This is a genomic window from Streptomyces sp. NRRL WC-3618, from assembly GCF_001280005.1.
Lineage (GTDB): Bacteria > Actinomycetota > Actinomycetes > Streptomycetales > Streptomycetaceae > Streptomyces.
The window spans coordinates 1-19,182 of sequence record NZ_LGDW01000188.1; the positions used below are offsets into that span (position 1 = coordinate 1).

Here is a 19,182-nt window from a genome sequence, read left to right on the forward strand (position 1 = left end):
GCTGAGGTGCTGGTGGGGGGTGTGTGAGGTGGCGTGTGGCTGAGGTGGCGTGTGGCTGAGGTGGTGTGTGGGGTGCGGGCCGGTGGGGGCGGGTCGCGCCCCGCGGCGGAGCCGCCTATAGGACACAGCCCCGCGCCCCTGTGGCTACCGCTCCGTCACAGGCCCCGGACGACCTCCTTGATGCCCCGCGTCGCCAAGTACTCCTCGTCCTCCGCCCGTTCCGCCAGTACCACCGCCGGGCGCGCGCCCTCCGCCCGCAGCCGCATCCACGCCTCGAAGTACGCGCCGCCCGGACCGGAAATCGAACGGTTCCCTGGTGTGCAGTCCAGGACCAGGGCGGTTGTGCGGGGGTCGGGTGTACGGGGCGCGGCGCGCAGCTCGGCCACCGTCTCCGCCAGGGCCTCGGCGATGGGTTTCGGGTGGCCCGTGGAGTCGAACAGGCCGAGGGTGTACTCCAGTTCGGGGAAGTCGGCGAGGGAGCGGTCCACGTCGTGGGAGCACCACCACGTGACCCCGTACAGGTTGGCGCACTCGACGGCGTTGCGTACCGTCGCGCGGGCGAAGTCGGGGGCGTCGGCGGCCGGGATGTGTGGTTCCGGGGCGCCGGTTTCCTGGACCCAGACCGGGCGGGCGGGGTTCTCGGCGTACGCGGTGGCCAGTTCCACGCCGTACTCCGCGAGATGCCGGACCTGCGGGGAGCGGGGGCCGTAGCGGCGGGCGCAGTCGGCCGAGAACACCCAGGGGTGGACGGTCGTCAGGTCGCCCTTGCGGGCCGAGGCCTCCGGTGTGAAGGGGTGGTCGTCGCTGTACCAGGCGGCGTCGTACGCGGAGTGGGTGACCAGGCCCGCCGGCGTGCCGAGTCCGGTGCGCGCGGCGGCCAGCAGGGTGTCCAGGTAGTGGTCGACGTCGGCCACCGTCACCGGGTTGTGTTCGACCAGGTTGTTGAGCTCGTTGCCGAGCTGGAGGCCCAGGAGGTTCGGGCGGCCGGCCAGGGCGGTGCCCAGGGCGTGCATGAGTCGGGCCTGTGCCTCGATCGCTTCCGGGTCCGTGAAGACGTTGCGGTGGTGCCAGCTGCGGGTCCACTCCGGGTAGAAGTCGAAGCTGGAGAGGTGGCCCTGTACGCCGTCCACCATGACGTCGAGGCCCGCCTCGGCCGCCACGTCCACGAGCTGCGCCACCTGGTCGACGGCGGATGCGCGGATGAGCATGCGGTTCGGCTGGAGCAGCGGCCAGAGCGGGAAGATCCGTACGTGGTCCAGGCCCAGCCCGGCGATCTGGTCGAGGTCCTCGCGGGCCGGCGCCGGGTCGAAGTCGTACCAGGAGTGGAACCAGCCCCGGCGCGGCGTGTAGTTGACGCCGAAGCGGGGGCCGGAACGGGGGGCGGGGAGTGTGCTCACGGGTCCTCCTCGGACGTACGTGACTGCGCCGGGCCGCGAGTCGGGTCTTGTCCTCGGCGAATGTATGAACCACCATAGTGCGTGATGAGTAATGAATTGAACCCAGATTCGGGTGCGGATTCAGGCAGAGGTTCGGGCGAGGGTTCGGGCAGGGGTTCGGGCCCGGATTCCGATTCCCGCCTGGGCGGACACCGTCTTCCGGCGGGCGGCGCCCTCGTCGTCGGGATCGACGCCGGCGGCACCCGTACGCGCGCCGTGCTGGCGTCCGCCTCCGACGGACGCCCGCTCGGTGAGGCCGTCGCCGGGCCGGGCAACGCCCTCACCGTCCCCGTACCGCAGCTCACCGAGCACCTCGTCGAGGCGCTCGCCGGTGCCGTACCGGAAGCCGCCCGCCCCCGGGTCGTCGCCGTCGCGGGCGGCTTCGCGGGCGCCGCCGGCACCGCCGACGAACCCGGCCGCGTCAACGCCCTCACCGCGCTGACCGAGGCTCTGCGGCGCCTCGGCATTCCGGCGCGCGAGGTCCGGATCAGCAGCGACATCGAGGCCGCCTTCGCCGCCGCCCCGGGCGCCCCGGCGGACGGTCTGGCCCTCGTCGCCGGGACGGGCGCGGTCGCGATGCGCATCACCGCCCGCCACTGCGAGAAGACCGTCGGCGGTGACGGCTGGCTCCTCGGTGACGACGGCGGCGGCTTCTGGATCGGCCGGGAAGCGGTCCGGCTCGCCCTGCGCATGGCGGACCGGCGCGGCGGCGACACGGCTCTGGCGGCGCTGGTGGGGCGGGAGTTGGGGGTGCCGGCGGCGGTGCTCCCGGGTCTCTCCCCCGAGGGGCCGACCGGTACGGGCGCGGAGGCGGGCGGCTGGCCCCGCGCCGCCCGCGAGGCCTACCGGCGGTATGTTCTGCCCGCCGTCATGGCCGAACTGCCGGTCCGGCTGGCCCGGTTCGCGCCGCTGGTCGCCGGGGCGGCCCGGTCGGGGGACGCCCTCGCGCGGGCGGTCCTCGACGAGGCCGCCGGTCATCTCGCCGACTGCGTACGGGCGTTGGAGCCGAAGCCGGGCGAGTCGGTGGTCGCGACGGGCGGCCTCCTCGGCCCGGAAGGTCCCCTGACCGCCCCGCTGGACCGGCATCTCGGTGCCCTCGGCCTGGTCGCGCACTGGGTCCCCGACGGCAGCCGGGGTGCCGTGGCCCTGGCCCGGCTCGCCCACGACGGCGCCCACGAAGGCGCCCCCGTCACGCACCCGGAGCCGGAGAAGAACCAGTGACCGTGTCCCCTGCGTCGTCCCCCCTCTACCGCGACCCCGCCGCCCCCGTCTCCGCCCGCGTCGCCGACCTCCTGGCCCGGATGACCCTGCGCGAGAAGGCCGGCCAGCTCAACCAGCGGATGTACGGCTGGGACGCCTACCGCCGCCGCCCGGACGGCGAGTTCGAGCTGACCGAGGCCCTGTACGAGGAAACCGACCGCTTCGAAGGCATCGGCGCCCTGTACGGACTCCTGCGCGCCGACGCCTGGTCCGGCGTCGACCACTCGACGGGCGCCGGCGCCGACGCGGGCCCCGCACTGGCCCACCTGGTCCAGCGCCACGTACTCGAACGCAGCCGCCTCGGTATCCCCGCCCTCTTCGTCGAGGAGGTGCCGCACGGGCTCATGGCCCTCGACGGCACGGTCCTCCCCGTCAACCTGGCGGTGGGCGCCACCTGGAACCCGGACCTGTACGAGCGGGCCGCCGCCCACGCCGCCGCCGAACTCCGTGCCCGGGGCGCCCACTTGGCGCTGGTCTCGGCGCTGGACATCGCCCGCGACCCCCGCTGGGGACGTACGGAGGAGTGCTTCGGGGAGGACCCGTACCTCGCCGCGCGCCTGACGGAGGCGCTGGTGCGAGGCATGCAGGGGGACGCGGAGGAGACGGGGAGGTTCGCGTCGGACAAGGCCCCGGTGGTCCTGAAGCACTTCGCCGGGCAGGGGGCGACGGTCGGAGGGCGGAACTCGGCCGAGTCGGAGTTGGGTCCCCGTGAACTCCACGAGATCCATCTCCCGGCGGCCAGGGCCGGCGTACGGGCCGGTGCCGCAGCGGTCATGGCCGCGTACAACGAGGTGGACGGCATCCCGTGTTCGGCCAACGGCCCCTTGCTGAACGGGCTGTTGCGCGACCGCTGGGGCTTCGAGGGGCTGGTCATGGCGGACGGCCTGGCGGTGGACCGCCTCGCCCGCATCACCGGCGACAAGGTCTCCGCAGGCGCGCTGGCCCTCAACTCCGGTATCGACCTGAGCCTTTGGGACGAGGGCTTCACGCACCTGGCGGAGGCGGTGGAACGCGGCCTGGTGAAGGAGTCGGTGCTCGACGCGGCCGTGTCCCGGGTCCTGACCCTGAAATTCCGCCTCGGCCTCTTCGAACACCCTTATACGACAGCGGAGTTGCCCTCCGCCGAGGACGGCCGCTCCCTGAGCACCGCTCTGGCGCGCTCAGCCGTCACCCTCCTCCACGACAACGCGGGTGTCCTGCCCGTCGACCCGGCGAGGGTCACCCGCATCGCCGTCGTCGGCCCGCACGCCGCCACCACGGCCCACCAGCTCGGCGACTACACGGCACCCCAGCGCCCCGGCACCGGAACCAGCGTCCTGGCGGCCCTGAACCGCCTCACGCGCCCCGGGACGGAGGTCCGCCATGCCCGAGGCTGCGCCCTGACCGGCGACGACCTCTCCGGCATCCCCGACGCGGTCGCGACGGCCACCGCCTCCGACCTGGCCATACTCGTCCTCGGGGGCAGCAGCGCCCGTACCCCGGACACGGAGTTCGACGCCAACGGCGCCGCCCGGACGATCGTCTCGGAGATGACCTGCGGCGAGGGCGTCGACCTGGCCGGCCTGCGCCTGGGCAAGGCCCAGCACGCCCTGCTGGACGCGGTGACGGCGACGGGCACCCCCACGGTCGTCGTCCTGATCCAGGGCCGCCCGCACGCGGTCCCGGAGGCGGCGGAACACGCTGCCGCGCTGCTGACGGCCTGGTACCCGGGCCCCTGGGGCGGCGAGGCGATCGCCGAGATCCTCCTCGGCCACACCGCCCCCACCGGCCGCCTCCCCGTCTCGGTCCCGCGCTCGGCGGCCCAACTCCCCGTCTACTACAACCACAAGGACACGGAGTACGGGTCGTACGTCGACGAGGACGCCGAGCCGCTGTACTCCTTCGGGCACGGCCTGACGTACACGACGTTCGCGTACGGCACTCCGAAGGTCGTTGAGGGCGGGGCCGGTTGCGAGGTCGACATCACCAACACCGGGGATCGGACGGGGTGTTCCGTCGTCCAGCTGTACATCCGCCCGCTGCGTACGACCGTGTGGCCGCGCACCCTGGAACTCCGCGCCTTCGAGAGCGTCGACCTCGCTCCGGGGGAGCGCCGTACGGTCACTTTCCGCCTCGGGGTGGATCAACTCGCCCAGGTGGGCGGGGGCTTGGAGTGGGCGGTACTGCCGGGGAGTGTGGAGATCCGGGTGGCGGGGTCGGCGCGGGGGGCATTGGACGCCGTACCGGTCGTCCTCGGTCACGCAGGCTGACCGGGTCGGTCATCGCCACCCGCCGTTGTGGACGCGGCCGGCGATGGCCCGCGCGCACGCCAGGAAGCCGGTGTGCGACGTGTCGACCTCCAGGTCGTAGACGACACCCTCGTGCACCACATCCGCCTGCGCCGCGGCCATTCCCCGGGCCCGGTCTCCCCGGGCCGCCTCGCGGTGCGCGGCGACGGCGCTCTCGCAGCGGACGCCGACCCACAGCACAGGCAGGTCACCGAGAGCCTTCCGCCACCGCTGCTGGGACGCCGCTCCGCCGAGGAAGACGTCGTCGATGACGACCCGGGCGCCCGCGCGGACCATCGCCACGACGCCTGTCCGCCAGGCCGCCTCCAGGGCGAGGAAGTCCGCCCCGACGCTCACCAGGCCGTCCGCCGCGATCTCGATCCCCGCGTCCGACTCCCGCATCCTCGCGGGCAGGGCCTCGACGAACGAGTCACACCCGAACGCCAGCCACGGATCCGGCAGTTGGGCCTGCAGACACCGTACGATCGTGGACTTTCCCGAGCTGGAACCACCGTTGAGAATGATCATCTGGGTCGTCATTCGCGCCACGTTAGCCGGGACCGAACGCCCGCCGCGCAGACTTGCTAGCGTCGACTCCCATGATCGTATGGCTCAACGGCACCCACGGTGCGGGCAAGACGACGACCAGCCCCTTCCTGCAGCAACTGATCCCGGACTCACGGGTGTTCGACGCCGAGAAGGTCGGCGAGACACTCATGGACATCACCCCGGGACTGCCCGAGACGGACAACTTCCAGCACTGGGCGCCGTGGCGGCCCCTCGTCGTGGAGACCGCCCGCCGCGTCCTCGACTACACCGGCGGCACCCTGGTGATCCCCATGACCGTCCTGGTCGAGGAGTACTGGCGCGAGATCAGTGCCGGCCTCGCCCAACACGCCATCCTGGTACGGCACTTCGTCCTCCACGCCGACCAGGACACCCTCCGCGCGCGCATCGCCAAAGACACCGTCATCGGCCCCGACTCCCCGTTCCGCCTCACCTACCTCGAGCCCTACGCCGAGGCCGCGCGCACCTGGCTGCACGCCGAGGCCGAGGTCATCGACACCACACACATCACGCCCGCCCAGGCCGCCCAGCAGATCGCCGAGGCCGTCAAGGCGTGAGCGTGAGTGGGTGCGTGTGCACGCGGGCTACGGCTGGGGCTGCGTGCGGCGGCGTTTTCGCAGGTCGGCCAGCCGTTCGCGGGACGCCACGTTTTCCGGCGTGGGGGCGGTGGCATCGGCCGGACGAGGGATGTCTCCCGGCACCGGCATGTCCAGTGCCGTCGAGACCCGGGCGAAGACCGTCGCCAAGTCGGTGTGCGCAAGATGAGCCAGGGCGCCGGCGCCTCGACCCCTGAACCGTGACTCCTCCATCCGGAACGAGGCCCACGTCCGACCTCCGCGTGCGGTGACGCTGCCGCGCCCGGACTTCGCCGAGTAGTTGACGGAAATCGTCAGTTCGCGTTGCTCCGCGCCGGACCACCAGGCGCGCCAGCGTGGTTCGTTGTGGATTGTGTCGGCCATGGCGATCATCGCGTCGAAGTACGCCGCAGGAATGTTCCCGTCCCCGTCCCCGTCCCCGTTCCTGTAAAGGACGACGTTGAGCCATGGCTGCCCACGCTCGAAATCTAGCCCGCCGCCCTCTCCCATGGCCTCACCCCGAGTTTCCCGGTCGTACCGAGGTCGAGGTTCGGAGTCACCGTCACCGGGGCGGCGCCGGTCTTCGCGCGGACCCGTACGTAGGGCACGTTCACCGAGGTGCCGAACTCGGTGGTGTTGCGCCAGACCAGGCCGGCGGTCGCCGACTCGCCGGGTTTGAGCGTGACGGGGCGGGGCGGGTTGTCGGGTCCGGCGCCGGTGGTGATCTCGGCGCTGCCGTGGAGGATCCTGACGCCCGTGACGGGCTTGCGCGTGCTGTCCAGGAGCTCCAGCAGCGGGTACCCCTCGACGGTGTAGTCGCGCGTCCCGCAGTTGTCGAGGTGCAGGCCCACGACGCGCAACCCCATGGCCGCGTCGCCCTCGTCGGCGCTGACCCGGATCCCGGAGGCGGGGCAGGTGCCCGCATCGGCCGGCGCCTCGCTCGCGGGGACCTTGGTCACCTCGAGCACCCTGGCCCGCGTCACCCGGGGCGCGCGGGGCGGGAGATCCCCGGCCCGGACCGTGCCCCGTATGGTCTTCCCGGGGCCGACGCCCCGCACCGTCACGGTCTGGTTGGTCACGGCCCCGCCGTCAACGCCAAGGAAGGTGACCACGACCGAGTAGGTCAGCGTCTCGGTGCCCTTGTTGGTGACCTCGTAGGAGGCGCTGACCCCCAAGTCCCTGGCGAGGTCGAGGCTGTCGGCGGAGACGGAGTAATCGCGGGTGGGCGAGGGTGAGGGCGAGGGTGAGGGCGACGGGAGGGTCAGCGCGGTGATCCGTACGCCGTCCTTGCCCGGATCGTCGACCTGCGTGGCGGGCGGCGGATCGGCCGCGCCGGCACCGGTGTCGCCGGTGCCCGCGCGGCCCGTCTCCGTCCCGCAGGCTGCGAGCAGCAGAGCGGTCACGGCGAGAACCGACAGACGAAGGGGAGCGGGTCTACGCATGCGGTCATCTGATCAGGGCCGGACCCGCGTGCCTGTGACGGAGGCCATAGTTCCGGTCACGAGGGTGTCACAAGTGCCGTGCGGTGCGGGCCGTTCGGTGCCGTGCCGTGCCGTGCCGTGCCATGCCAGGCCATGCCCTTCGGTGGAGGGCGGGCGGCCCCCTCAGAGTCCCCTCAGAGCCCCTCAGCGTCCCCTCAGAGCTTCACGCCCCCGGAAGCCACCCCCCGGTAGAACCACCGCTGCGTGATCACGAACAGCACCAGCACCGGCACCACGGAGATCACCGACCCCGCCATCACCATCCGCTGGTCGTACCCGAACGACGACGTCTGGAGCCTCGCCAATCCCAGTGTCAGCGTGAAGTGTTCCTCCGAGCGGAGCACGATCAGGGGCCAGAGGAAGTCGTCCCAGGCGCTGATGAACGTGTTGATCGTGACGACCAGGATCGCGCCGTACGCCGACGGCAGGTACAGGTGGCGGAACCGCTTCCACTCGCCCGCGCCGTCCAGCATCGCCGCGTCCTCGATCTCGCGCGGGACCGCCAGGAACGCCGCCCGCATGATCAGTACGTTGATCGCGCCGACGAAGCCGGGCAGCCACACGCCTGCCAGGTGGTCGACGAGGCTCAGGTCCCGGATGCTCAGGAACAGCGACACCATGATGGACTCGAAGGGGAACATCATCGACGCCAACAGCAGTACCCAGACCGCCTTCTTGCCCTTCCAGCCCGGCTTGGACAGCATGTAGCCGGCCAGCGTCGAGAAGGCGAGCTGGCTCGCTATCGACAGCAGCGCGATCATCACGCTGTTCCTGATGTACGTACCCACCGGGACCTGGTCGAAGATCTCGCGGTAGGCGCGGAGCGTCGGGTGGTGGGGGATCAGGGAGGCGTTCGAGCCGAAGACGTCCTCGCCCACGCCCTTGAGCGACGCGAGGAGCTGCCAGAGCAGCGGGCCGATCGTGATGGCGAGGACGAACAGCAACAGCAGGTAGCGGACGACGAGTTCGCGCGGGCGGCCGTAGTCCCGCCAGCGGGGCCAGAAACGTCGGGGCGCCCCGGGCGCGGCCGGGGATGCGGTCGTCAAGACTCGTCCTCCTTGGTCAGGCGCTGGGCCAGCAGCGTCAGGCCCAGGGTCAGTACGAAGAGGGCGACGCTGACCGCCGCGCCGTAACCGGCGTTGCCGCTCAGCGGATCGAGGCCGACGTCCCGGATGTAGAAGGGGAGCGTGCGGTCGGCGCCGCCGGGGCCGCCGGTCGAGCCGCCGAGCATGTAGATCTCCGTGAACACGCGCAGGGAGCCGATCCCGGTCAGCGTGCCCACCAGCATCATCGACGTGCGTACGCCGGGCACCGTGATGTGCCAGAAGCGGCGGGCCGCACCGGCGCCGTCCACCGAGGCCGCCTCGTGGAGTTCCTTGGGGACGTTTCCGAGGGCGGCGAGGTAGAAGATCATGTACCAGCCGAGGCCCTTCCACAGGGTCAGGCCCATCGCCGACAGCAGGATCAGCCAGCTGTCGGAGAGGAAGGGGATGGCTCCCCGGATGACGTGGGCTTTCTCCAGCCAGGTGTTGACCAGGCCCTGGTCCGCCAGCAGCCACTGCCAGCTCAGGCCGACGACCACACTGGAGGCCAGCACCGGGGTGTAGAACGCCGAGCGGAAGAAGCCGATGCCGGGCAGGTTCTTCTCCACCAACACCGCGAGCAGCAGCGGGAGTACGACCATCAGCGGGACCACGATCACGGCGTACAGCACGCTGTTGCGGGTCGCCAGCCAGAAGTCCGAGTCCCCGAGCATGCGCGTGTAGTTGTCCAGGCCCACGAAGCCCGCCGCCCCGCCGAGCGGTTTCGCGTCGGTGAAGGAGAGGACCAGCGTGTTCAGGAACGGGAAGACACCGAAGGCCGCCGCTCCGAAGATCGCCGGAAGCATCCACAGCCAGGGGAGCCACCAGCGGCGGTAGATGGCCGCGCCGCCCGCGTCCGGAGTCGGACCCGGGGTGATCGCCTTCAGCGCGCGGCGTGTCCTGCCGGGTGCTCGCGGCGCCGGGGCGCCCGGGGCCGCCGGAGCGGTCGCGGGCGCCTCGCCGTCAGGCATCGTACGTACGGCCGTCATCTTCAACTGCCCTGCTTCAGCAGCTCGTCGGCCTTGGACTGCGCCTCCTTGAGGGCGTCCTCGGCGCTCTTCTTGCCCTGCATCGCCAGCTGCACCTGGGCGGTGATGGCGTTCAACTCACCGGGGGACAGGGCGATTTCGTCGGCCGTGGAGGTCTTGCGGTCCTCGGCGACGATCTTGCGGGCCTGGGAGAAGGGGTCCGTGCCCTTGACCGACTGGAAGAAGGGGTCGTCCAACGAGGCTGTCGTGGACGGGAAGATGACCACGTTCGGGTCCTTCGCCCACTCCAGCTGGTTCTGCGCGTTCGTCAGGAACTGGGCGAAGGACAACGCTGTCGCCGCGTTCTTGCTCGTCGCGGCCACCGATATGTACTGCGGCGCGCCCACGGTGTGGCCGAGGTCGTCCAGCATGTACTGGGCGACGCCCGTCTTCTTGTAGACGCTCGGGTTGTTCTGCTGGATGAAGCGCAGGTAGTTGGGGTTGGTGGAGCCGTAGACCAGCTTGCCCTGCGCGTAGAGGGTCGACGCGTCCTGGTTGGAGGAGAGCGAGTCCTTGGGCATCGCGCCGGCCTGGTACATCTTGGTCATCGCCGTCACCCACGCGACCGTCTTCGGGTCGTCGGCGAACGTGAACGACTTGCCGTCGTCGGACAGGACCTTGACGCCCATCTGCTGCCAGTCGGCCGGGATGCGCCAGATCGGGTTCGCGACGGTGGCGTAGTACTTGCCGCCGGACACCTTGGCGATCTTCAGGGCGTCATCGAACATGCCGAGGATCGTGGTCGCCGGCTTGGCCGGGTCCAGGCCAGCCTTCTTCATCAGGTCGACGTTGAAGGTCTGGGCGATACCGCCGGAGTACCAGGGGTACGCGCTGTGCGTCTTCGCCCCCGAGGCGTCCGTGAACATGCTGGACTTCCAGATCGCGGGGCCGAACGGCGCGCCCGAGCCGGGCGCCTTCTTGTCGAGGTCGAGGAGGTAGCCGGCCTTGGTGAGGGAGATCGACGTGTTGACGTTGAGGTTCACGACGTCGGGGAGGGTGCAGGCCTGTGCGTCGGCGACCAGGCGCTGGGTGAACTGGCTGTCGCCCGGGTCGTCGATCCACTTGACGGTCGTACCCGGGTGGGCCTTCTCGAAGGAGGCGATGACCCCGTTGAAGTACGTGCCGAAGTCTTTCTTCAGGTTCGTCGTCTGGAACGTGATCTTGCCCTTGACGTCGCCGGTGAGCTTTCCGGAGCCGACGTTGCCCTTGTCGACCGAGCAGCCCCCGGCGGTGGCGCCGCCGTCGTCGGAGCCTCCGGAGAGGCCGCAGCCGGCGGCCGTCAACGTCAGTACGACGAGACAGGACAGGGATCCGGTCAGTCTTCTTGCGCGCATTGCTGCTGCCCTCCTGGATGCAGGGTGCTGGTTCAATTCACCAACATTGACTCCGAGTGATGAAAATGTGGACCAGAATTCATCGGAGGTCAATGGGGTGCCGTGTTGCTTTTAGGTTCCGGAACCGAGGTGGGGGGAACCTGGGCGGTCGGCGGGCCCATCGTGGCACCGGCGGATGGTTCAAACAACCATGCTCAGGTTTCCTTGGTGGTTCATCCATGCGAAAGCCGCCCCGGGCGGTACTGCCCCGAGGCGGCGTCTGTGGCGTTCCGCGCCCTGCCTGATGTGGCTGTCGTGGGTCTCAGCGGGTACGGCGGGACCTCACCGCGTGCTCCCTGGCGATGTGGTCGGTGAGGGCGAGGGAGGCGCTGGCGCGCTGGTAGGAGAGCTGGGCGACCCGGACGTACAGGCAGTCGATGAGGACGAGCACCGAGTGGCGGGCGCCGATGCTCTCCGTGCGGAAACTGGTCTCCGAGGAGGAGGAGATGAGCCGTACGTCGGCGGCGCGGGCCAGCGGGGACTTCGGATCGGCGGTGATGGCGACGGTGGTGGCGCCGCGCTGCTTGGCCAGTTCGAAGGGCTCGATGGTCTCGCGGGTGGAGCCGGAGTGCGAGATGCCGATGGCGACGTCGGCGGGGGTGAGGAGGGCGGCGGAGGTCAGGGCGGAGTGCACCTCGGTCCAGCCGCGCACCGCGCATCCGATGCGGAAGAGCCGCGTCTCGGTCTCCTGGGCGACCGCGCCGCTGCCGCCGACGCCGTACACGTCGATACGTCGGGCGCGGGCGGCGGCCTGCCCGGCGCGCTCGACGGAGTCCAGGTCGATACGGTCGATGGTCTGCTGGATGGCGCGCAGATCGGCGCTGCCGACGACCTGGACGACCCGCTCCAGGCTGTCGTCGGGCGAGATGTCGGGCCCGATCTCGGCGGTGCCCCAGTCGGAGACCTCGCCGCGACCGCGCTCCTGGGCCAGCTCGATGAGCAGATGCTGGTAGGAGTCGAGGCCGATCGCGCGGCAGAACCGGGTGACGGTGGCCTGGGAGGTGCCGGTACGGCGGCCCAGCTCGGCGGCCGAGCAGTGGGTGACGGCGGCGGGATCCTCGAGGATCAGCTCACCCACCTTCCGCAGGGAGCCGGCGAGACGCGGCAGCTCCGTACGGATGAGGGTGGTGACGTCGGTCGGGGGCATGCCGTTGCCGGAGGCGGTCCGTTCCATGGGGTTACCCGATCTCCTCGGCGCTGTGCCGCTCTGCTGCTGTACGGCTGTGTGTCTGTGTGTCTGTGCGTGAGTGTTTCTGCACTTGATGGTATCGGTGAATGTACCAGCCACCGTGTGCGGGACAGTTTGAATCCCAGGACCGGGAGCGCGCCACCCTCCGCGGTCCCGTTGCCCGCAGCCCGTAGACTGTGATTTATTGATTCACCGGTAGAGGTAGAGCGGGTGGTTCAATCCACCGGTGGGGAGTGTCGAGTGTCCGTCGAGTCCGTCAGCGCCCAGGGCTTCGCGCGCGAGAGCAGGGCCGTCCTCGACCGCATCACCGGTTCGGAGCCGGTCCAGGAGTCCGTCGCCCGCGCCGCCGGCCTGATCGCGGACTGCATCCGCGCGGACGGCGTGATCCAGGCCTTCGGTACGGGTCACTCCCAGGCCCTCGTCCTGGAACTGGCCGGTCGAGCGGGCGGCCTCGTCCCCACCAACCGCCTGAGCATGGCCGACCTCGTCCTCTACGGCGGCGACGACCCCAGCGCCCTCGACGACCCCCTCCTGGAACGCAGGCCGGGCATCGCGGAGCGCCTGTACGACCTCGCCGCGCCGCACCCCGCCGACCTGTTCGTGATCATCTCCAACTCGGGCGTCAACAACGTCATCGTCGAGATGGCCCTGCACGCGCAGGAACGCGGCCACAAGATCCTCGCGATCACCTCCCTCACCCACACCCGCACGGTCCCGGCGGGCCACGCCAGCGGTAAGAAGCTCGCCGACATCGCGGACGTGGTCCTGGACAACGAGGCACCGACGGGGGACGCGCTGCTGGAGCTCCCGGGCGGCGGCGCCGTATGCGCGCTGTCCACACTGACCGGCGTGATGCTCGTACAGATGGCGGTGGCCCAGACAGCGGCGGTACTGATCGCGGCGGGCGAGCGTCCGCCGGTGTACGTGTCGGCGAACGTGCCCGGAGGGTTCGAGGGGAACCTGGGGCTCGAGCGGCATTACGGCGGGCGGCTTCGGCGGCCGGCCAGCTGAGCGGACGTGTACGGAGAGCAGGCGACGGCCCGCCGGGGAAACCGGCGGGCCGTCGTGTGTGTCGTCTGCGCAAGTCGTCTGCGCAATGGGGGCTCGCGTAGATCTGCGTCGGGTGCGTCGGCTATGTCGGCTACAGGGGGATCAGGCCGGCGGCTGTCGGCCGGAAACCGCAGGCATCCAGGTAGAAGGGGCGGAGGTGTTCCTCGAAGTCCACGTGCAGCCACTCGCAGTCGGCGGCGCGGGCGTGCTGCGCGGCGGTGGTGATCAGTGCGGCGCCGATGCCCTGGGAACGGCAGCGCCGGGACACCACCGTGTCCAGCACGAAGGCGTGAACTCCCCCGTCCCAGGCGACGTTGACGAACCCGACGAGCGAGTCGCCGTCCCACGCGCAGACCCAGCCGAGGCTGTGTCGCCGTACTCGTGCCCGCCAGTCGGTGGTTCCCGGCCGGCCCCCGAAGCCTTGGGCGTGCAGCGCGTTGAGGGAGGCGTTGTCGAAGTCGCCGCGCCACTCGTACCTCGTCGTCACGTGGCGCTACCCGTCGTCCGGCTCGGTCGGGAGGGTGGGCCGGGGGCCGTCGTCGGGCACGACCACCAGACGTACGGCCATGCTGCGTGAGTCGGGTGGGTGGTCGCCGGGCTCCGTCAGGTATTTGCCCACCAGCGCCTGGTACTCCTCGGTGAACGCGGCGACCTGCTCCTTCGTCATGCGCAGGCCGGCGCGATAGATCTGGTTCCAGCCTGCCGAGGTGTCGTACCCGGCGTACGCGCTCACGACCAGGTTCAGGTCATGGGTCATCTTGAGGGCGCCGATCTTCACCGCGGCCTCGCGCTCGTCGGCGGTCAACTCCAGGCCCGGCGGCGTGAAGATGTCCGTCATGAGTGACCTCCACCAGCGTTCCCGGCCGGTGGACCGCTCCTCGATCTCGGCGATCAGCTTGAGGTCGGCGAGCTTCCGCAGGTGGTAGCTGGTGGTGCCGGTGCTTTCGCCGAGGGCCTTGGCGACGCTGGTGGAATTCGCTTCGCCGTGCTCGCCGAGGTAGCTCAGGATGTCGCGGCGCACCGGGTTGGACAGCGCCTTGTAGAAGGCCTTGAGGTCCGGGCCGGTGAGCACTCTCTTCTCGGGGCGCTCGACCATGCCGACCAGCGTACTGCAGAGACTCTCTGCAGTAATCGCAGAGATTGTTTGCAGAATGTCTCTGCAATAGCTATGTTGGTTCAGGGAGGGCGCCGGACGGGCGCCAGGACCGTACGGGGGTCGGGATGCGTAAAAACCTGGTCGGGAGGGTGTTGCTGACCGCGGGGCTGGCCCTGGTGCCATGGCTCGCGGTGCTGTGGGCGACGCTGCCGGCGTCCTATTCGGCGCAGCGCTGGCGGGTCGCCTGGGTCGGCTTCGACGCCTTGGAGATCGCCGGGCTGCTGACGTCGGCGCTGCTCGTGCGGCGCGGTGACCGCCGGGCGCCGCTCGCGACGGTCGCGACAGCCGTGTTGTTGCTGGTCGACGCCTGGTTCGACGTCATGACGGCCGGGGGCGATGTTGTCATGTCGCTGGTGGTGGCCTGCACGCTGGAACTGCCTCTGGCGGCGTTGTGCGCTGTCGCCGCGCTACGGCCGCCGGTGGTGGCGTCCGCTCGGACGGCGCCGGTGCGGCGGGCGGCCGTCCATGTCTGAGTCACTGGACGCCCGGACGCGGGACGAGATCGACGATCAGGTCGCGGAGGCCTTCGACGCCTGCCTCGCCGACCGGCTGGCCGAACCGGGGCCGCTGCGCTCGTCGTTGGCCTTGCGGAGCAGCACCAGGCTGGTGCTGGGGACGGTCGGCCTGGGTGCACTCGCCACGGCGCTGGCGCCGGACGCGACCGCCGTCGTCTGCTGGATCTGGGGTGCGATCGCGGTGACGAATCTTGCTTGGCTGCTGACCGCACGCCGCCGCTGACGGCCCTGGGGGGCGGGGGCGGGGGGTGTGACGTGCGCTGCGCCTGGTGGGTCCCGGGCCCGCTGACGGTTGGCTGTCGGCGGGCCGGGACCGGGCGGATCCGGGAGGCGGCCCTCCCGGTCGTCTCCCTCCTGTCCGTACTCCGCCGTCAGGCCGCCTGGATGAGTTCGGCGCGGCCGAACAACAGGCCGTAGCCGGAGGGGAGTTGGGCGAGGATGCGGCTCAGGAGTTCCTCGTCGGCGAGCTGGGCCACGACGCGCAGGACGGTACCGGTGTCCCAGCGGGTGGTGGCCACCGTGGCGCCGTTGCGAGAGGCCAGGTCCTTGACGAAGTCCCAGCCGGTGAGGGGCTCGGCGGCGGGGATCTCGCCGGTGAAGGCGGCGGCGGCCGCGTACGGCAGCCTGGCCGCGAGTTCCACGCGTTCGTCGCCCGTGACCTGGCGTCCGAGGGCGGCCAGTACGGCACGTACACGCTGCTCGGCCTGGGCGCGGGTGGGGTACGCGCCCTCGTAGCGCACTCTTTCCAGCATCTGTTCGAACGTCATGCCCGCAGTGGAACGGCGGCATGGCTTCTGCTGTTGCTGGGTCATCATGGCTGACTCGGTTGCCTTTCTTGCTTCGGTGAAGGGGTGTCGCTGGTCGCTGCCCGGGGCTGTACGCGTGGGGCGGGGGGTGCCCGCGCGGGCCATGGGCCTATACGTGCTGGGTGTGGCCGAACAGCAGGTCGTAGCCCACCGGGAGCTGGAGCAGGATGCGGCCGGCGAGCTCTTCACCCGCCGCGTCCGCGGTCACGCTGAGCACGGCGCTCACGTCCCAGGCCGCGGTTCGCTCAGTGGATCCCTCGATCCATGCCGCCGTGGCCCTGACGAACCGCTCGGGGGAGAGCGGCTCACGTGCCTGGAGCGGATTGAGCAGGATGAGGGCCAGTTCCTCCGGCAGCCGGGCCGCCAGTTCCGTGCGTACGTCGCCCACCAGGTGCGCGCCCAGCAGCGCCAGCACGGTACGGGCCGCACGCTCGGCTTCCTGCGAAGTCCCGTATGCGCCGCGTTCCTTGATCTGGTCCAGGAACGATTCCCATCGCATGACCATCGCTGCTCCCTTGTGTGTGTGGAGGCGAAGGGGAGGACGCGGGGAACGGGGGAACGGCCCGGATGGGGGCCGTCTCCCCGTCTCCGGCGTCGTGGGGAGAGGTCAGCCGCTGATCTCCCGGTGCGCGGAGCCTCCGCCGATGGAGACCTTGCGGGGCTTGGCGCGCTCGGCGATCGGGATCCGCAGGGTCAGCACTCCCGCGTCGTAGTCCGCCTCGATGTGCTCGGTGTCCAGGGTGTCGGCCAGGACGAGCTGGCGGGAGAAGACACCCAGGGGGCGCTCGGAGAGCTCCATCTGCACGTCGTCCGCCCGGGGGACGGGCCGTCGCTCGGCCTTGACGGTGAGCATGTTCCGCTCGACGTCGATGTCGATCGCGTCCTTGGCGACGCCGGGCAGGTCGAGGGCGATCACGTACTCCTCGCCCTCCCGGTAGGCGTCCATGGGCATCGTCGACGGCCGGGACCACGTGCCGGTCGTGTTCAGGAGCTGCTGGGTGAGCCGGTCGAGCTCACGGAACGGGTCGGTGCGCATCAACATGGTCGAACACCTCCAAGGTTCGGGCTGGGGCACTTGCCGCCAATGCGTTCACCTGTCTTCGGTTGTAACATGTCATCCAAGTGATGACAAGTGGAGTCGTCGTTGATGCGATGACATCGCGTGTTGGAGGCTCGATGACCCTTGACGATCAGCCCATTTCCGGGGCCCACGGGCTCACCCCCACGTCCTTCCTCGCCGCCGCCACCGCGCTGAACACGATCCACGAAGCGCTGCACACGGCCCGTGGCTCGCGGGACGGAGCGCGCTCCGGGCCCGGCCGGCGGAGCGGCACGGAGACGGGCTCGGAGGCCGGTTCGCAGACAGGTTCGGAGACGGGCTCGGCGGAGGTGCTCGCCGCGCTCGTGCTGCTCCGCGAAGTCCGCGATCAGCTGGCCGAGTGGGAGCCGGGCCTGATCGAGGAGGCCCGGGAGGCGGGCGCCAGCTGGGCGGACCTGGCCCACCCCCTCGGCGTCTCCAGCCGCCAGGCCGCCGAACGCCGCTACCTGCGCGTACGCCCCGGAACCCCGGGGTCCACGGGCGAGCAGCGGGTACGCGACACACGCGACCGCCGCGCCGCCGCCCGTACGGTCACCACCTGGGCCCGCGCCAACGCCGCCGACCTGCGCATGCTCGCCGGCCAGATCACCGCGCTCACCGACCTCCCCGCCGGCGCCCGCACCCCGCTCGCCGAGCTCACCGCCGCCCTCGCCGACAACGACACGGCCGCCCTTGTCGGCCCCCTGACAGTCACCCACGCATATCTGGCGTCCGCCCACCCGGACCTCGCGGCGCGCGTCGACGACGTAGCCCGCCACACCGAACGACTCCGTGACGACATCGGCAGGCAGCGCCAGAGCGGGGCGTGACCGCCGCGCGCCGTCACGCACCCACCGGACCCACCTGGGACGTCACGGCCACGTCCGGCAGCCCTGGGTCGGCCAGTGCGGGTCCTCCCAGCGGGCGGGGCCGGTGAGGCCCAACAGCCGTACTCCGTGCAGGAGTTCCTCGGTGCCGGGCTGCCCCCGCAGCCGCGCGGGTGCGTGACGCACCAGCCAGGCCGCGAGCCCGGTGCGCATGTCGTCCGCGTGGTCGTCCTCCCACATGGTCCAGGGAAGCTCGTCCCTCAGCAGGTCGTACTCCCACCGGGCAGCCGCCTCCGCCAAGTGCCGGTCGGCCACCGGGTGTTCGAGGCCCTCCCAGACGGTGAGCCACGGGCTGATCACGGCGGACGCCTCGGTGCACAGCGCGAGGAGCTCGTGAACAGGGGCAACAGGGTCCGGGTCGATGAGGCTGTGAGCCCACCAGGCGTGCAGGAACTCCCACACCGCCGCGCTCTGGCGCACCGGCCACCGTGGCCAGTCGCCCCGAGCGAACGAGCGTCCGACCTCGTCCATGCGGTACGGCTCCACGAGGCCGCCCGCCAGCGCCCTGGCGAACTGGGGCAGGACGCGGCGCAGCACCGCGCCGTGGTCCTCCCAGTCGGGGGCATGCCACGTGCGATACAGCAGGTCCGGGTCGAGCTCCACGTCCGGGACCTTCAGCAGGGCGAGCTCCTCCGCGCTGCCCCAATGGCATGTGCACTGAACCTCGTTGGCGCGTGCGGTCATCCCGCGAAAGGCGCCGTCCAGGCGATCCAGGGCACGGTCGAGCCGAAGTCGGGCGGGGGCAAAAGAGGAAGTGGGGACGAGAGGGGAGGTTGGGAAAGAGGAAGTCGGTGTGTCGGCGTGGTTCGTTTCTGCCGGGTTCATCGTGTCGGCACAGCCTCACGGGACTCCAACTGGCTTCCGCCGGTCGAAGATTGCGATCCTAGTCGCCGCCTACCTCCAGCCCGCCAGCGAAATCAGCGGCCCGCCGTCGAGATAGCGACGCAGGGCGCCCGCGCTCGTGCGCACGAACTCCCCCGGGAGCGCGTCGACTTCGACCCAGCGGACGTCGGCGTGCTTGTCGGGTTCGCGGTTCTCGGGCTCGCCGGTCCAGTCGTGGGCGGCGAAGACGACGGTGAGGTAGCCGTTGGGAGCCTGCACGCCCTGGGCGCCGTGGACGACGTGGACGAGTTCCAGGGCCTCCGGTTTCACCCGCAGGCCGGTCTCCTCGTACAGCTCGCGCACCGCCGTGTCGGTGATGGGCTCGCCGGGTTCGCTCTTGCCGAGGGGGAGGTCCCACATGCCCTGGCCGAACTTGGCGCGCGGGCCGCGCTGGAGGAGGACGACGCGGCCCGCCGCCCTGTCGTGGACGATGACGGCCGCGACCAGCACGGTCATGGAGCCGAGGGCGGGCGCGAGGGCGAGGGGTGTGCGGTTGTCGGTCATGGTGCGCCGGAGTCTAGGGCGGCCCACTGACATCGGGTTCCGTGAG

Annotated in this window: 22 protein-coding genes; 7 read left to right on the forward strand and 15 right to left on the reverse strand. The window is 70.9% G+C overall.

All coding sequences use genetic code 11. The features are described from left to right. Positions 1-155: 155 nt before the first annotated feature. Positions 156-1,397: a glycoside hydrolase 5 family protein gene (locus ADL01_RS18600; protein WP_053743131.1), complete on the reverse strand. Its 1,242-nt coding sequence runs from the start codon at positions 1,395-1,397 to the stop codon at positions 156-158. A gap of 84 nt (positions 1,398-1,481) precedes the next feature. On the opposite strand from ADL01_RS18600, the gene ADL01_RS18605 reads away from it, so the two are divergent. Further along, on the forward strand, positions 1,482-2,657 hold the full coding sequence (locus tag ADL01_RS18605; RefSeq protein WP_078960603.1) for a BadF/BadG/BcrA/BcrD ATPase family protein: 1,176 nt from the start codon (positions 1,482-1,484) through the stop codon (positions 2,655-2,657). Further along, positions 2,654-4,945: a glycoside hydrolase family 3 N-terminal domain-containing protein gene (locus tag ADL01_RS18610; RefSeq protein WP_053743132.1), complete on the forward strand. Its 2,292-nt coding sequence runs from the start codon at positions 2,654-2,656 to the stop codon at positions 4,943-4,945. Before ADL01_RS18605 ends, ADL01_RS18610 begins: the two co-directional genes overlap by 4 nt. A 9-nt stretch (positions 4,946-4,954) precedes the next feature. On the opposite strand, the gene cpt is transcribed toward ADL01_RS18610, so the two are convergent. Continuing rightward, on the reverse strand, positions 4,955-5,503 hold the full coding sequence (gene cpt / locus ADL01_RS18615) for a chloramphenicol phosphotransferase CPT (RefSeq protein WP_053743133.1): 549 nt from the start codon (positions 5,501-5,503) through the stop codon (positions 4,955-4,957). Positions 5,504-5,562: 59 nt separating this feature from the next. On the opposite strand from cpt, the gene ADL01_RS18620 reads away from it, so the two are divergent. Next, positions 5,563-6,087 (forward strand): AAA family ATPase, encoded by a 525-nt coding sequence (locus tag ADL01_RS18620; protein ID WP_053743134.1) that lies wholly within the window; start codon positions 5,563-5,565, stop codon positions 6,085-6,087. Positions 6,088-6,114: 27 nt separating this feature from the next. On the opposite strand, the gene ADL01_RS18625 is transcribed toward ADL01_RS18620, so the two are convergent. The 6 genes from ADL01_RS18625 to ADL01_RS18650 all read right to left on the reverse strand — a co-directional run bounded on the left by ADL01_RS18625 (position 6,115) and on the right by ADL01_RS18650 (position 12,216). Next, complete coding sequence (locus tag ADL01_RS18625; RefSeq protein WP_159049568.1) at positions 6,115-6,489, reverse strand: hypothetical protein; 375 nt, start codon at positions 6,487-6,489, stop codon at positions 6,115-6,117. A 104-nt stretch (positions 6,490-6,593) separates the two neighbouring features. Then, complete coding sequence (locus tag ADL01_RS18630) at positions 6,594-7,547, reverse strand: DUF4232 domain-containing protein (protein WP_053743136.1); 954 nt, start codon at positions 7,545-7,547, stop codon at positions 6,594-6,596. A gap of 194 nt (positions 7,548-7,741) precedes the next feature. Continuing rightward, a complete protein-coding gene (locus ADL01_RS18635; RefSeq protein WP_053743137.1) occupies positions 7,742-8,632 on the reverse strand; it encodes a carbohydrate ABC transporter permease in 891 nt (296 codons plus the stop codon). Next, positions 8,629-9,657 (reverse strand): carbohydrate ABC transporter permease, encoded by a 1,029-nt coding sequence (locus ADL01_RS18640; protein WP_053743138.1) that lies wholly within the window; start codon positions 9,655-9,657, stop codon positions 8,629-8,631. The genes ADL01_RS18635 and ADL01_RS18640 overlap by 4 nt, the downstream gene beginning before the upstream one ends. 2 nt (positions 9,658-9,659) lie before the next feature. After that, positions 9,660-11,030, reverse strand: coding sequence for an extracellular solute-binding protein (locus tag ADL01_RS18645; RefSeq protein ID WP_053743139.1), 1,371 nt, complete (start codon positions 11,028-11,030; stop codon positions 9,660-9,662). A 301-nt stretch (positions 11,031-11,331) separates the two neighbouring features. Next, positions 11,332-12,216 carry a MurR/RpiR family transcriptional regulator gene (locus ADL01_RS18650; protein ID WP_053743206.1) on the reverse strand — a complete coding sequence of 295 codons (885 nt, stop codon included), beginning with the start codon at positions 12,214-12,216 and terminating at the stop codon, positions 11,332-11,334. A gap of 282 nt (positions 12,217-12,498) precedes the next feature. On the opposite strand from ADL01_RS18650, the gene ADL01_RS18655 reads away from it, so the two are divergent. Next, the gene (locus tag ADL01_RS18655) at positions 12,499-13,269 is read left to right on the forward strand and encodes a sugar isomerase domain-containing protein (RefSeq protein ID WP_053743140.1); all 771 of its coding nucleotides are present in this window, start codon (positions 12,499-12,501) and stop codon (positions 13,267-13,269) included. A 130-nt stretch (positions 13,270-13,399) separates the two neighbouring features. On the opposite strand, the gene ADL01_RS18660 is transcribed toward ADL01_RS18655, so the two are convergent. Continuing rightward, positions 13,400-13,795, reverse strand: a complete 396-nt coding sequence (locus ADL01_RS18660; protein ID WP_053743141.1) for a GNAT family N-acetyltransferase — start codon at positions 13,793-13,795, stop codon at positions 13,400-13,402. A gap of 6 nt (positions 13,796-13,801) precedes the next feature. Next, positions 13,802-14,404 carry an ArsR/SmtB family transcription factor gene (locus ADL01_RS18665; protein ID WP_053743142.1) on the reverse strand — a complete coding sequence of 201 codons (603 nt, stop codon included), beginning with the start codon at positions 14,402-14,404 and terminating at the stop codon, positions 13,802-13,804. Positions 14,405-14,529: 125 nt separating this feature from the next. Here ADL01_RS18665 and ADL01_RS18670 point away from each other — a divergent pair, with 125 nt between their 5' ends. Further along, complete coding sequence (locus ADL01_RS18670) at positions 14,530-14,937, forward strand: hypothetical protein (protein WP_053743143.1); 408 nt, start codon at positions 14,530-14,532, stop codon at positions 14,935-14,937. Next, complete coding sequence (locus ADL01_RS18675; RefSeq protein WP_053743144.1) at positions 14,930-15,202, forward strand: hypothetical protein; 273 nt, start codon at positions 14,930-14,932, stop codon at positions 15,200-15,202. The genes ADL01_RS18670 and ADL01_RS18675 overlap by 8 nt, the downstream gene beginning before the upstream one ends. Before the next feature lie 148 nt (positions 15,203-15,350). Here the strand turns inward: ADL01_RS18675 and ADL01_RS18680 are convergent, their stop codons facing one another. The 3 genes from ADL01_RS18680 to ADL01_RS18690 all read right to left on the reverse strand — a co-directional run bounded on the left by ADL01_RS18680 (position 15,351) and on the right by ADL01_RS18690 (position 16,827). Then, a complete protein-coding gene (locus tag ADL01_RS18680; protein WP_053743145.1) occupies positions 15,351-15,746 on the reverse strand; it encodes a DUF2267 domain-containing protein in 396 nt (131 codons plus the stop codon). A gap of 148 nt (positions 15,747-15,894) precedes the next feature. Then, on the reverse strand, positions 15,895-16,290 hold the full coding sequence (locus ADL01_RS18685) for a DUF2267 domain-containing protein (RefSeq protein WP_053743146.1): 396 nt from the start codon (positions 16,288-16,290) through the stop codon (positions 15,895-15,897). Positions 16,291-16,392: 102 nt separating this feature from the next. Beyond that, entirely contained in the window at positions 16,393-16,827 is a 435-nt protein-coding gene (locus ADL01_RS18690) for an Hsp20/alpha crystallin family protein (RefSeq protein WP_053743147.1), read from the reverse strand. A 134-nt stretch (positions 16,828-16,961) separates the two neighbouring features. On the opposite strand from ADL01_RS18690, the gene ADL01_RS18695 reads away from it, so the two are divergent. After that, positions 16,962-17,693 (forward strand): hypothetical protein, encoded by a 732-nt coding sequence (locus ADL01_RS18695; RefSeq protein ID WP_053743148.1) that lies wholly within the window; start codon positions 16,962-16,964, stop codon positions 17,691-17,693. A gap of 42 nt (positions 17,694-17,735) precedes the next feature. On the opposite strand, the gene ADL01_RS18700 is transcribed toward ADL01_RS18695, so the two are convergent. Next, positions 17,736-18,434, reverse strand: a complete 699-nt coding sequence (locus tag ADL01_RS18700) for a hypothetical protein (protein ID WP_234354705.1) — start codon at positions 18,432-18,434, stop codon at positions 17,736-17,738. A gap of 210 nt (positions 18,435-18,644) precedes the next feature. Next, positions 18,645-19,136 (reverse strand): NUDIX domain-containing protein, encoded by a 492-nt coding sequence (locus ADL01_RS18705; RefSeq protein ID WP_199834866.1) that lies wholly within the window; start codon positions 19,134-19,136, stop codon positions 18,645-18,647. Between the last annotated feature and the right edge of the window lie 46 nt (positions 19,137-19,182).